Below are 12,484 nucleotides of genomic sequence, written 5' to 3'. Positions count from 1 at the left end.
GATCGGCCGCGTCCATGAGCGCGCCATTCCGGCCAGAAAAAAGGGCGACGCCTGATGGCGCCGCCCTGAAAGTCATAGAGGGGAGATACAGTAACGCGCGAAGGTGGTGTTAGGCTGCCTTCTCGCCTTCGACCTTGTCGCCTTCGATCAGGGGCGCGGCCGACTTGATCTCGATCGTGCGGGGCTTGAGGGCCTCGGGCAGCTCGCGCTTCAGCGAGATCGACAGCAGGCCGTCCGACAGGGCGGCGTCGGTCACGACCACGTAGTCGGCCAGTTGGAAGCGGCGCTCGAAGTTGCGCTCGGCCAGGCCGCGGTGGAGATAGCGCTTGGCCTCGTCATTGGCCGGCTTGCGGCCGGTGACGGTGAGAAGGTTCTCCTTCACCTCGATGCCGAGCTCTTCCGACTTGAAGCCGGCGACGGCGATCTCGATGCGGTACGCGTTCTCGGCGGTGCGCTCGATATTGTAGGGGGGATAGCCCGAGGCGGCTTCGTTCGAGGCGGCGGCGTCCAGCAGGGCGGCCAGGCGGTCGAATCCGACGACGGAGCGATACAGGGGGGACAGGTCGATCGTACGCATGGTGACATCCTTCTTTCAAAGCAAGGTTGTTCAATAGGTTCAGACCCTTGGCGACCCGAAATGGCGTCGTCGGCGGTCCGGAAGGCCCGGGTTTCCAGCGCCTTCGAGACCAAGGTGGTGAGCCGAAATTCGACTTCAAGGGGTTGAATGAGCGACTTGGCGGTGAATCGCTTGATCGCCGTTCGGTCACGGCTAAGGTCGGCTCGCCCGGTCCCCCGGCCCACCTTGGAGAGCTCCGACGATGACCTGCCGCCGCCATCTCCTCCTTGTCGCCGCCGCGACGCTTTGCCTTTCCGCCTCGCCCGTGTTCGCCGCCGACGCGGCGTTGCAGGCGGCCGTCGCCTCGCCCGACCGGACGCCGGCCAACGTGGTCCGCGACGGCGCCCGCCATCCCTACGAGAGCCTGACCTTCTGGGGGCTGAAGCCCAAGCAGACCGTGGTCGAGGTGTCGCCGGGCGGCGGTTACTGGACCGAGATCCTTGCGCCCTACGCCAAGGCCACCGGCGGAACCTACGTCGCCGGTCTCGCCGACCTGGCCAATCCGAAGGTCTCGGACGGGGCTCGAAAGGGCAGGGCGAACTTCGAGATGCGCTTCCTGGATCCCGCCAAGTACGGGACCGTGCGGTTCGTGAACTTCGGACCGGTAGCCGGACCCTTGGGCGCGGCCGGTTCGGCCGACCTGGTCCTGACCGCGCGCAACGTCCACAACTGGACCGTCCAGCCGGGCGTGGCCGACAAGATCTTCAAGGACTTCTTCGACGTGCTGAAGCCGGGCGGGGTCCTGGCGGTCGAGGACCACCGCGCCGATCCCAAGTCGGAGGCCGACAAGGGCGCGGACGGCTATCTGGCGACGGCCACGGTGGTGGCGCTGGCGGAGAAGGCCGGCTTCAAGCTCGACGCCAAGTCCGAGATCAACGCCAACCCCAAGGACACGAAGGACCATCCGTTTGGCGTCTGGACCTTGCCGCCGGTCAAGCAGACCGCGCCCAGCGGCCAGCCGGCCGATCCGACCTTCGACCGCACGAAGTACGACGCCATCGGCGAGAGCGACCGCATGACGCTGCGCTTCCGCAAGCCGGGCTGAACCTTGCCAAGCTGAAAACTGGGCTGATCCGGGCGAAGTTTCGCCAAGGTCGGGTGCATGATCGGGGGCTGTGAATTGATGGTGGGTGGCGGCATGGGTTCAGGACTTCGATGGTCACGGCGGGGGCTGCTCACCGGCGTCGCCGCGCTGAGCCTGGCGGGCTGCGGCCGCAAGCCGGCCAAGCCGGACGCCGAGGCTGGCGCGGGCAAGCCGGCGGACAAGGCCGGAACCATGACCGTGAAGGCCGCGACCGAGGGCGACTGGCGCTCGCCGGCAGACAAGACCCGCGACGCCTCACGTCATCCCGTCGAGAGCCTCGAGTTCTGGGGCCTCAAGCCGGGGCAGACCGTGGTCGAGTTCTGGCCCGGCTCCGGCTGGTACACCGACATCCTCGCCCCCTATCTGGCGGCGACCGGCGGCAAGCTCTACGCCGCCTCGCTGCAGACCGACCTGCCGGACGAGCCCAGCGCCAAGGCGTCCGTCGAGGCCTACCAGCGCAAGCTGGCCGACAAGAAGAAGCTCTATGGCGAGGTCGTCGTCACGGCGTTCGGACCGTCCAGCGGCCCGGTGGCTCCGGCCGGGTCGGCCGACCTGGTGCTGTTCCTGCGCAACCTGCACAACTGGATGGCCGCGGGCCTGGCCGAGAAGGCCTTCCGGGAAGCCCTGACCGCGCTCAAGCCGGGCGGCGTGTTGGGCGTCGAGGAGCACCGCGGCGAACCCGGGCGGGTACAGGACGTCCTGGCCGCCGACGGCTACGTGCAGCAAGCCTATGTGATCGAGATGGCCAAGGAGGCCGGCTTCGTCCTGGCGGGCGAAAGCGAGATCAACGCTAATCCCAAGGACACCAAGGATCATCCGTTCGGCGTCTGGACCCTGCCGCCGACCCGACTGTCGGCCCCGCGCGGCGAGCCGGCCGAGCCCGGCTTCGACCACGCCAAGTACGACGCCATCGGCGAGAGCGACCGCATGACCCTGAAGTTCGTGAAACCGAAATGAGCCTGGACCGGCGCGCCGTCGCCTCGGCCCTGATGTCCCTGGCGCTGGCGGCCACGATCCCTTCGGCGGCGCGCGCCGAGGCGGGCAAGGTCGCGCCGGCCACCAAGGTCTTCTCGTTCCTGGAGGCCTTCCTGAAAGTGCCGGCCGCCGAGCGGTCCAGGATCAAGGTCACCTACGCCCTGATGCGCGAGGGCAAGCGGGCGACCGGCGTCAAGGCTACCCTGATCGAGGCCAACGGCGTCCGCACCCCGCTGCCGATCGACGGCGAGGGGCGTTTCGAGCGCACGCCGACCCTGGCCCAACTTCAGGCCAAGGCGCAGGTCAGCTTCGACGTTCCCGCCGACACCAAGCTGGGCTCGACCATGCTGCTCGATCCCGTGCTCAAGCCGGCCGCCGAGTACGATGCGCGAGAGTTGGTCGCCACGGTCGAGGACTCCAACAAGGCCATCCGCAAGGCCGCCGGCCCCATGGCCCTGATGGCCCCGCAGATGGACGGCCTGAAGTTCCTGACGGTCGATTCCGGCGTGGCGATCTTCCCTAACGGAAGCTCCAGGCCGCTGCCGGTCATCGCCGGAGGCGTTGTCTTCGAACCCGGCCAGTTCAAGGGCGCGTCCCGCGTCCGTTTGGCCAAAACCCCGTCGGCGGTGGACTATTACGTCACGAAGAAATAGCCGCCGGCGCGTCTGAACAGTGTTTACTCGCCGCGATCCAGCGGCCAGTCTGCCGCCCAGAATCCACGCGCCACAGAGGGAGACGCGCTAATGGCTACGTTGCAGGAAATCACCGATCGTATCAAAGGCGCCGTCGGCGACGACAGCGGCCTGGGCAAGAGCCTGAAGTTCGACCTGAAGGAAACCGGCGTCATCCACATCGACGGTGGTTCGGTCACCAACGAAGACAAGCCGGCCGACCTGACCATGACCCTCTCGCTGGACGACCTGCTGGCCATCGGCGCCGGCTCGCTCGACCCGACCATGGCGGTGATGACCGGCAAGCTGAAGCTGTCGGACATGGGCACGGCCATGGCCCTGCAGTCGAAGATGGCGGCCCTCTTCGCGAAGATGCGCTGATCCATGGGGGATGCGGCGCCGCTGGTCTCGATTCCCGAGGCGCCCGTCCCCGACCATGGCAAGGCAGAGTGGTTCAGCGGCGCGGACGGGGCGACCCTCCGCGCCGCTTTCTTTTCGCCGGAAGGTTCGCCACGCGGCTCGGTGGTGGTCAGCCCCGGCCGCAGCGAGCCGATCGAGAAGTATTTCGAGGTCGTGCAGGACCTGCTGGACCGCGGCTTCGCCGTGCTGGTCCATGATTGGCGAGGGCAGGGGCTATCGCACCGCGCCTTGCCGGATCGCCTGAAGGGTCACGCGGCCGGGTTCAAGGAATTCCTCGGCGACTACCAGGCGCTGCTGGCCGCGTTCGAGGCGCGGCTGCCCAAGCCCTGGATCGCCCTGGGGCACTCGATGGGCGGCTGCCTGACCATGCTGGCCCTGGCCACGGGCGAGAGCCGCTTCGCCGCCGCCGTGCTGTCCGCCCCGATGCTGGGCCTCAACACCGGCGGCAAGCCCGCCGGCGGAGCGCGGGCCCTGGCCTGGCTGATGAGCCGCTCGCGCTACAAGGGCGACTACGTGCTGGGCGACGTCGGCGACCCGTTCGTCCAGAGCTTCCCCAAGGACGCCCTGACCCACGACGCGGCCCGCTACGCTCGCCATCGGGCCCAGATCCACGCCAATCCCGACATCGCCTTGGGCGGCATCACCTGGGGCTGGACCGACTTCGCGTTCTCGACCTGCGCCTTCCTGCGCCGGACCAAGGGCGTCGAGGCCGTGTCGATCCCGGTGACCATCGTCGCGGCGGGCCAGGACAGCCGGGTGCTGATCGCCGACGAGAAGTCGATCGCGGCCCGCATGCCGAAGGGCCGCTACGTCGAGATCCCCGACGCCTTCCACGAGATCCTGATCGAGACCGACGACCGCCGGGCGGTGTTCTGGAAGGCGTTCGACGAGACGGTGGACGGGGTCGCGCCCTTGCGCGACGGCGGGTCCGAATGAGTTTCTGGACCTGGCTGAAATCGCTGGGCGGCCTGGCTCGGGAGCGCCGAGCCGAACCCGAGACTGAATACGTCATGTCGCTCATCGACGAGGTCATCGCGGTCCGAGATCCTGATGGTCAGGAGCATCGGTTGGCGATCTCGGATCTTCGCGGCGTCATTGTCGAGACCGACGACTCCGGTCCCTGGGGAGCGGACCTATGGTGGTTGCTGTTCGGCGCGGACGACCGCGTCGCCGTCGCGTTTCCGGGCGGCGCCGCCAACGAGCAGATCGTCATCGATCGCCTGATGGCCTTGCCTGGCTTTGACTTTGAGGCCATGACGAGGGCCATGGGGTCGACCGATGTAGCGGTGTTTCCGTTGTGGCGCGCCTAGGCGCCGGCTACTTCGCCGACCGGCGCAGCGACACCAGCGCCTCGTCCAGGCAGCGGCGGTCGCCGGAGATCACCATCTGGCCGCCGTCGGGGCCGATCGGTTCGCCGCGCCAGTCGGTGACGATCCCGCCGGCGCCTTGGATCAGGGGAATGGCCGCCTCGACGTCCCAGGACTTCAGGCCGGCCTCGATGACCATGTCCATCTTGCCCATGGCGACCATGGCGTAGGCGTAGGCGTCGCAGCCCAGGCGCGCCAGCTTGGCGGCGGCGCGCACCTGCAGCCAGGCGCCGCGCTCGGCCCCGTCGAAGCAGGCGTCGGGGTCGGTGGTGGCGATGATCGCGTCGGTCAGCTTGGGGCACTCGCGCACCCGGATCGCCCGCTCGGCGCCCCGCGACAGCAGACGCGATCCAGCGGCCGAGCCGATGAAGATCTCGCCCGTATAGGGCTGGCCGATCGAGCCCAGCACGGAACGTCCCTGATGGCGCAGGCCGATCAGGGTGGTCCACAGCGGCAGGCCCGAGATGAAGGCGCGCGTGCCGTCGATCGGGTCCAGAACCCAGACGAACTCGGCGTCGGGGCGGTCTTCGCCGTACTCCTCGCCGATCACCCCGTGCTCGGGATAACGTTCGGCGATCAGCTTGCGGATCGCGGCCTCGGCGCCGCGATCGGCTTCGGTCACCGGATCGAAGGCGGCGTGGCTGTCGCGCGGCAGGTTCTTGCCGGCGCCCTTGTCTTCCAACCCGTGGTCGGCGCGGAACAGCGGCAGGATCGCCGCGGCCGAGGCGCGATTTAGGTCAACGACGAAGGCGTCGAGCTGAGCGAGGTGATCGGCGGCGAGGGTCATGAGGCGAGGATTAGCCCGCCCTTCGACTCGACGCCACCGTTCGCGATCCCCAAACTCAGGCTTCGATCGCCTCGCCGCCGTTCAGCGACTTGGCCAGATCCAGCAAGCGACGACGCGGACGCTCGCCCAGCAGGTAGTAGGCGCGGACCAGGTCCAGCGTCTCCTTGCGGGCGAACATTTCGCCGCCTTCGGCTTCGGTGGTGGTTTCCTTCAGCGCACGGTCCGACAGGCCGTCGTAGAAGTAACCGACCGGAACCTCCAGCGCTTCGGACAGCTGCCAGAGGCGAGCGGCCGAGATGCGGTTGGCGCCGCATTCGTACTTCTGGATCTGCTGGAAGCGCACCCCGACGGTGCCGGCCAGCTGTTGTTGAGTCAGGCCCAGCAGACGGCGACGACGCCGCAATCGCTTGCCCAGATAAACATCAATGTCGTTGCCCATGATGACGCCCCGATTTCATGTTCCCGTCCCGAAACGGAACGGTCTGGGCTGGCAGCCGCAAGTCGCGTGCCGGGCGAACCACGCGAGTCGACACACGCTCCGAGTCCCACTCGTCCACGAAGCAGGCTACTAAGGGTTCATGTCGGATAAGCGTCGGCCCTTGGGCCAGGATCTCCTGTGGCGCGCGGAAGCGCTGGGCTTTGACCTCTTCATAGGCGTGGTGCGCCTGCTGGGCGTCGACGCCGCTTCAGCGTTCGGCGGTTGGCTGGGCCGCACGGTCGGACCGTTGAGCGGCGCGCACAAGGTGGCGACCCGCAATCTCAAGCTGGCCTTTCCGGACAAGGACGAAGCCTGGCGCGCGGCCATGCTCAAGGCGCAGTGGGACGGCCTGGGCCGCACCTTCGCCGAGTTCCCGCTGATGGACAAAATCCTGCCGTCCACCGGGCGGGTCGAGGTGGTCAACCAGCAGCGGCTGTTCCAGATCGCCGCAGAGAAGACGCCCGTGGTCTTCGTTTCGGGACACTTGTCGAACTGGGAGGTGATGCCCGCGGCGATCGTGGATTCCGGGGTCGTCTGCGAGATGACCTATCGCGCGGCCAACAATCCGTATGTCGACGAGCGCATCAAGGCCAGCCGCTTCCGCTACGGCGTGCGGCTGTTCGCGCCCAAGGGCGGCGACGGGGCTCGAGAGCTGCTGGAAGGCATGAAGCAGGGCAAGTCCGTTGCGCTGATGAACGACCAGAAGTTCAACAACGGCGTCGAGGGGCTGTTCTTCGGCCATCCGGTGCGCACGGCGCCGGGGCCGTCGCGCCTGGCGATCCGTTTCGGCACGGTGCTGCAGCCGATGTCGGTGCAGCGCACCGAGGGGGCGCATTTCCGGGCGGTGGTCCACGATCCGATCCATCTGCCCGACACCGGCGACCGCTCCGCCGACATCGAGGCGGGCGTGAAGCTGATCAACGCCTTCATGGAAGACCGCATCCGCGAGCGGCCCGAGGAATGGTTCTGGGTCCACCGGCGCTGGCCGAACGAGGTCTATGCCGAGCTGGCGGCTCGGGGCGAGTGAGCTAGAGCTCCAGCATCCGCTCGTTGCCGCGTCGGCGGGGCCCGTCGTACTTGGGGTCGTCGCGGCGACGGCGGCAGGGCCCGAAATAGTCCTCGGTGCGGATGAACGGCCGGGGCTTGAAGATCACCGCATCGATGCGGTCCAGCAGCGAGCGGGCGGTGACCGGCTTGACGACGATCTCGGTGACTCCGGCGTCGCGGGCCTCAAGCACCCGATGCCGTTCGGCGAAGCCGGTCAGCATGATGATCGGCAGGAACGGGTCCGGACTGTCGGGCGACTGGCGGACCAGCTGGGTGAACTGCACGCCGTCCAGGGGCGCCATCCGGAAGTCGACGATGGCGATGTCGATCTGGTGGTCGCGGACGACCTGCAGGGCCTCGGCGCCGTCCATGGCCTCGAACACGTGCCGCACGCCGACGCCCTTGAGGATCGTCGAGACGATCGCCCGCATGTGATGGTTGTCGTCCACCAGCAGAAAGCGCAGCTGATCGAGCGTCGCGGACATGCGGGACAAGACCTCCATCACGGCAAGGGGGATGGCGGGCATACTGTAGAGCTAACGGGCTGTCGATCCCCTGGCAGGGGAATTGAGCTAACAAAGTTCTCCCTACGCGTGTGGTTGCGGCTTGCCGGCCATCAGGCCGACCATCAGGGACGGGTCGAGGTTCTGGTCGCGCCACTTCATGCGCCAGCACAGGTGCGGGCCGGTGGCGCGGCCTTCCTGGCCGACCGCGCCGATCCGCTGGCCCTGGGCCACCGACTGGCCGGCGGCGACGTCGACACGCGACAGGTGCAGATAGGCGGTGATCAGGCCCTGGCCGTGGTCGATCAGGATCAGCCCGCCTTCGAAGTGCAGGCCGGTCTCGGCGAAGCTGACCACGCCGGCGGCTGGAGCCACCACGGGCGTCCCGACCGGAGCGGCCAGGTCGACGCCGTAATGCGGGCGCTTGGGCTCGCCGTTCAGGATGCGCTGGCCGCCGAAGCTGGACGAGCGGCGCGTGGCCTGGACGGGCCAGATGAAGCCGGTGCGGAACCAGTCGCCGTCCACTCGGCTGGCGAAACCCGCCGATTTGCGCGCGCCCTCGGCGGCGATGCGGGCGAGCAGGGCGGGATCGCTGGGCGCGACCTGGTCCTGGGCCAGACCGTCGATGCGTTGGATGTCGAAGACGCCCGGCGCGATGGTCGCCTGGTGGCTGGCAGAGCCGTCGGCGGTCTCGACCTTGATCAGGGCCGGGGGCGGGGCGTCGCGATCGAAGCCGATCACGAACCAGCCGTCGGCCGAGGCCTGGGCGGCCGGCGCGCCGTTCAGCAGCACGGTGGCGCGCGGCGCGGTATGGCCGACGACCATGCCGCCCTGGACGAAGCGGCCCGACAGGGTCAGGCCGGGCGCGGCGGCGCGGGCGAGGGTCGGGAAGCCCAGGGCGAGCGTCAGGCCGGCAAGCGCCCCCCGCCGGTTCAGCCCCGGCTCTCCCGCCAGCGCTTCAGGGCTTCGGTGGGGCCGGCATAGGCCTCCTGCAGCTCCGGGCTCCAGTAGCGCAGGTTTTCCAGCGACACCTTGGCGCCGGTGACCGCGCACAGCACGTATTGGCCCGGGCTCATGATGGCGAACTCGCCGTCGCCGTAGTGCAGGGTGGCCGGGCCGCCGGATTTGCCGAGATTGGGATCGAACGCGTTCATGAGGCTCTTTTACGCCAGTTGAGGTCGGGGGAACAGGTGGGCGGGCGGAAGCCGGATCAAAAGAGGCTGCCCTGATCCGTGGGCGGCGGCGGGGCCTTGGGCTTGGGCGCCGGACGCGGCGCGGCGATCGGCGCGGGGGGAACCGGCGTCGAACCCTCGCCGTCGATCACCGCGTCGCGCTCGCCGGCCTTGAACTTCAGGCTGACGCGCTCGCCGCTGGTCAGTTCGGCGGCCGAGCGGGCGATCGAGCCGTCGGCCCTGTGCACCAGGGCGAAGCCCAGCTCCAGCGGCCGTTCGGGATTGAGCGACAGCCGCAGCTTGTCCAGGCTGGTCAGGCGGTCGGTCTCGCGCTCCAGCCGTCGCCGGGCAACGGCGTTCAGCCGTTCCTGCAAGGCGGGAAGGCGGGCGTGCTGGGCCACCCGTTCCGGGACCCGGCGGGCCGCCAGGTCCAGCCGCCGGCCGAGGTCCTCGACCCGGCGGCCGCAGTCGGCGCGCTGGCGGTGCAGGGTCTCGGGCGACAGGCGGGCGGTGACCTTCAGCAGGTCGCGGGCGTGGATGTCGGTGTTGCGCTGCAGGGCCGCGTCCAGGCGGGCGGCGACCTCCTTGAAGCGGCGTTCGGCCGGGGCGGTCAGGTCGTCGAGACGCGGCAGGCCGCGCACCGCCAGGTCCAGGCGCTGCTGGGCCAGGGCCAGCAGGTCGGCGGGCCGGGGCAGGCCGCGGGCGGCGCTGATCAGGCGGGTGCGCCGCTCCTCGATCACCCGGCCGCCGCAGGTGTTCAGGCGGCGATCGTAGTCGCTGACCAGGGCCCGCAGCTCGGCCAGCACCGGCGTGGCCATCTCGGCGGCGGCGGTCGGGGTCGGGGCGCGACGGTCGGAGACGAAGTCGATCAGGGTGGTGTCGGTCTCGTGGCCGACGGCCGAGATCAGCGGGATCGTTCCCTCGGCCACCGTGCGGGCCAGGCCCTCGTCGTTGAAGGCCCACAGGTCCTCGACCGAACCGCCGCCCCGGGCGACGATGATGATGTCGGGGCGCGGCACGGGACCACCCGGCGCGATGGCGTTGAAGCCGCGGATCGCCGCGCTGACCTGGCCGGCGGCGGCGTCGCCCTGGACCACGCAGGGCCAGACCAGCACCTGGCAGGGCCAGCGGTCGCGGATGCGGTGCAGGATGTCGCGGATCACCGCCCCCGTCGGGCTGGTGATCACCCCGACCACGGCCGGCATCGAGGGCAGGGGACGCTTGCGCTCCGGGGCGAACAGGCCCTCGGCGTGCAGCTTGGCCTTCAGGCGTTCCAGTTGGGCCAGCAGGGCGCCGACCCCGGCGGCCTCCATGGTCTCGATGACGATCTGGTAGCGCGAGCCGGCCGGATAGGTGGTGATCTTGCCGGTGACGATGACCTCCAGCCCGTGCTCGGGCCGGATCTGCAGCTGGCGGACATTGCCCTTCCAGACCACGCCGTCGATGGCGGCCTTGTCGTCCTTGATGGTCAGGTAGACGTGGCCGTTGGAGTGGTGGGTGACCTTGGAGAGCTCGCCGCGCAGCCGCACGAAGCTGTACCGGTCTTCCAGCGTGCGCTTCAGGGCGAAGGCCAGTTCCGAGACGGAATAGGCCTGGGCGTTGGAATCGGGGGCGGCGACGTCGGTCATGGGGTTCTAGATAGGACGGAAGCTGGATTGGGTGAAATGGGATGCTCCGTGCGTTGAGCACTTGCCCCCTACGGACCGCTTCGCGGTCGTCTTCCCCCACAGGGGGAAGAGGGCGCGCGTTCTCCTCCGCCCCCTATGGGGGCGGACAGACCGCGAAGCGGTCAGGTGGGGGCAAGTGGGTGTGATCCCACGCCAATCTGGCTGTGAGAGGGAACGGAAAGGGTCGCGGAGCGCCGGACGACGTCCGGAGTTCTTTGTGTTGTTACCGTTTCGACGAAGCCAGTCGCTCCGCGCCATCGTTATCCGCCAGCATCCGGTGGGCAGCCCTGTTGAGGCTTAGCCGGACCCGATCCCWGTCGTTTCCGACSRGAYCAGCCGCCGGGGGCGCGGGCCAATGGGCAATACACGCGCTTTGTCCCCGTTCGACGCCGACGGCGGGCGGGCTCCCCAACGACRGGAGTCCCCGGACACGCTGAAGTAACCCCCTCCAGCCCAATCCCGCTCGATCGCCCCCCGCCGCCGCATCGGTCGCTGGCCTTGCGCCCTTTCCATGCGGCGAGGTGGGATCAGGATACGGGCGGTTTGGAAGGTGAGGATCAAATCGGGTCGAGAAAGTTCAGGGCGTTGAAATCGTGGGGGTTTGTTGGCTATCCGCCGAGCGTAAGTCGCTCAGTCGGGGACATGCTCTCACGGCAGGGCCTCGGTAAATCATCCCGGGAGCCTGGGGTGAGTGCGTGTCCCCAACGTCGTCCACCGCGCCAGAAGCTCATCCCGAAGACGCTCGTCCCAAACTCGGCGGATAAAGGTGGGGACACGCACTCACCCTGACCGCCCCGCGAACCTGGCTGATACCCTGCCGTGAGAGCATGTCCCCGGCGCCCAAAACGCAAAAATCCCGGAGCGGCCCCTCAGCCGTCCGGGATCTTTTCCAGTCCTCGCCGTGAGGCCGAAGTCCTCGAAGCGCAGCAGCGCGAGGACTCCTACCGCCGACCCGGCATCCCGCGCCCGGAAGCGCGAGCTTCCCGCGACGGAGGCGGCCCCACGGGCGTGGGGACTAGATGTAGCGGCGCAGCGAGCGCGCCAGTTCGGTGGCGCCGGCCTTCTTCTTGGTCTGTTGCGGCTGGTAGGCGATGCGGGCGTGCTCGCCGCAATAGGGGCCTTCCGACGACCGGCGACCGCAGAAGGTGAAGCCGTCGGTCGACGGATCGCCGATCGGCCACTTGCACATGTGGGCGCCCAGGGTCAGCACGGTGGCCGAACCCGGCTCCTCGGCGCGGAACGCCGGGACCGAGGGCTGCTGGGCCACGGCGGGCAGCGGCGCCGGCTCGGCGGCGATCACCCGGCGCGGGGCCGAAGGCATGGTGGTGGCGGCCGGACGCGCCGGACGCGGGGTCTTGAAGGCCGGACGCGCCGGCTGCGAGGGAGCCGCGCGGCCCGAAAGGCCGAGGCGGTGGACCTTGCCGATGACGGCGTTGCGCGTGACGCCGCCCAGCTGTTTGGCGATCTGGCTGGCCGAAAGGCCGTCCAGCCAAAGCTTCTTCAAGGTGGTGACCCGTTCGTCAGTCCAGCTCATTGCCCATCTCCGCCTAAAAAAGAGTCCGAAACGGGTTTCCCCGACTCGCTCCGGCCCCTACATCTGGTGTACCAACGGCCCCGCCGGCCGCTCGCCTACCAGATAGTGTAAAGAATACGTTAAAACACACAATAGGCGCCAAGGGGTCTGTCCACAGAAACAA

15 protein-coding genes are annotated in these 12,484 nt (G+C 68.8%); 7 read left to right on the top strand and 8 right to left on the bottom strand.

The window, feature by feature from the left end:
* Positions 1-109: 109 nt before the first annotated feature.
* Entirely contained in the window at positions 110-577 is a 468-nt protein-coding gene (locus AC1DMQ_RS23525; protein ID WP_477035959.1) for an Hsp20 family protein, read from the bottom strand.
* Positions 578-818: 241 nt separating this feature from the next.
* Between AC1DMQ_RS23525 and AC1DMQ_RS23520 the strand changes: the two genes are divergently transcribed.
* The 6 genes from AC1DMQ_RS23520 to AC1DMQ_RS23495 all read left to right on the top strand — a co-directional run bounded on the left by AC1DMQ_RS23520 (position 819) and on the right by AC1DMQ_RS23495 (position 5,076).
* Entirely contained in the window at positions 819-1,661 is an 843-nt protein-coding gene (locus AC1DMQ_RS23520) for a class I SAM-dependent methyltransferase (protein WP_477035958.1), read from the top strand.
* A gap of 93 nt (positions 1,662-1,754) precedes the next feature.
* On the top strand, positions 1,755-2,657 hold the full coding sequence (locus tag AC1DMQ_RS23515) for a class I SAM-dependent methyltransferase (RefSeq protein WP_477035957.1): 903 nt from the start codon (positions 1,755-1,757) through the stop codon (positions 2,655-2,657).
* A complete protein-coding gene (locus tag AC1DMQ_RS23510; protein ID WP_477035956.1) occupies positions 2,654-3,328 on the top strand; it encodes a hypothetical protein in 675 nt (224 codons plus the stop codon). Before AC1DMQ_RS23515 ends, AC1DMQ_RS23510 begins: the two co-directional genes overlap by 4 nt.
* A 90-nt stretch (positions 3,329-3,418) precedes the next feature.
* A complete protein-coding gene (locus AC1DMQ_RS23505) occupies positions 3,419-3,727 on the top strand; it encodes an SCP2 sterol-binding domain-containing protein (RefSeq protein ID WP_477035955.1) in 309 nt (102 codons plus the stop codon).
* Positions 3,728-3,730: 3 nt separating this feature from the next.
* Positions 3,731-4,702: an alpha/beta hydrolase gene (locus AC1DMQ_RS23500; protein WP_477035954.1), complete on the top strand. Its 972-nt coding sequence runs from the start codon at positions 3,731-3,733 to the stop codon at positions 4,700-4,702.
* Positions 4,699-5,076 carry a hypothetical protein gene (locus AC1DMQ_RS23495; RefSeq protein ID WP_477035953.1) on the top strand — a complete coding sequence of 126 codons (378 nt, stop codon included), beginning with the start codon at positions 4,699-4,701 and terminating at the stop codon, positions 5,074-5,076. Before AC1DMQ_RS23500 ends, AC1DMQ_RS23495 begins: the two co-directional genes overlap by 4 nt.
* A gap of 7 nt (positions 5,077-5,083) precedes the next feature.
* On the opposite strand, the gene hisN is transcribed toward AC1DMQ_RS23495, so the two are convergent.
* Complete coding sequence (gene hisN, locus AC1DMQ_RS23490) at positions 5,084-5,920, bottom strand: histidinol-phosphatase (protein ID WP_477035952.1); 837 nt, start codon at positions 5,918-5,920, stop codon at positions 5,084-5,086.
* Positions 5,921-5,975: 55 nt separating this feature from the next.
* The gene (locus AC1DMQ_RS23485) at positions 5,976-6,359 is read right to left on the bottom strand and encodes a helix-turn-helix domain-containing protein (protein WP_477035951.1); all 384 of its coding nucleotides are present in this window, start codon (positions 6,357-6,359) and stop codon (positions 5,976-5,978) included.
* Positions 6,360-6,498: 139 nt separating this feature from the next.
* On the opposite strand from AC1DMQ_RS23485, the gene AC1DMQ_RS23480 reads away from it, so the two are divergent.
* Positions 6,499-7,425 (top strand): lysophospholipid acyltransferase family protein, encoded by a 927-nt coding sequence (locus AC1DMQ_RS23480; protein WP_477035950.1) that lies wholly within the window; start codon positions 6,499-6,501, stop codon positions 7,423-7,425.
* 1 nt (position 7,426) lies between these two features.
* On the opposite strand, the gene AC1DMQ_RS23475 is transcribed toward AC1DMQ_RS23480, so the two are convergent.
* From AC1DMQ_RS23475 to gcrA, 5 genes are all read right to left on the bottom strand, one after another.
* Positions 7,427-7,930, bottom strand: coding sequence for a response regulator (locus tag AC1DMQ_RS23475; protein ID WP_477035949.1), 504 nt, complete (start codon positions 7,928-7,930; stop codon positions 7,427-7,429).
* A gap of 102 nt (positions 7,931-8,032) precedes the next feature.
* The gene (locus AC1DMQ_RS23470; RefSeq protein WP_477035948.1) at positions 8,033-8,773 is read right to left on the bottom strand and encodes a M23 family metallopeptidase; all 741 of its coding nucleotides are present in this window, start codon (positions 8,771-8,773) and stop codon (positions 8,033-8,035) included.
* Positions 8,774-8,880: 107 nt separating this feature from the next.
* The gene (locus tag AC1DMQ_RS23465) at positions 8,881-9,102 is read right to left on the bottom strand and encodes a DUF2093 domain-containing protein (RefSeq protein ID WP_477035947.1); all 222 of its coding nucleotides are present in this window, start codon (positions 9,100-9,102) and stop codon (positions 8,881-8,883) included.
* A 56-nt stretch (positions 9,103-9,158) separates the two neighbouring features.
* Positions 9,159-10,748, bottom strand: coding sequence for an exodeoxyribonuclease VII large subunit (xseA, locus tag AC1DMQ_RS23460; protein WP_477035946.1), 1,590 nt, complete (start codon positions 10,746-10,748; stop codon positions 9,159-9,161).
* A gap of 1,054 nt (positions 10,749-11,802) precedes the next feature.
* A complete protein-coding gene (gene gcrA, locus AC1DMQ_RS23455) occupies positions 11,803-12,321 on the bottom strand; it encodes a cell cycle sigma 70 cofactor GcrA (protein ID WP_477035945.1) in 519 nt (172 codons plus the stop codon).
* Positions 12,322-12,484 lie beyond the last annotated feature (163 nt).

The sequence above is a fragment of the Caulobacter sp. 05L422 genome, from assembly GCF_056397765.1.
The sequence above is the reverse complement of the archived record's forward strand: the minus strand, read 5'-3'. Positions and strand labels throughout refer to the sequence as shown.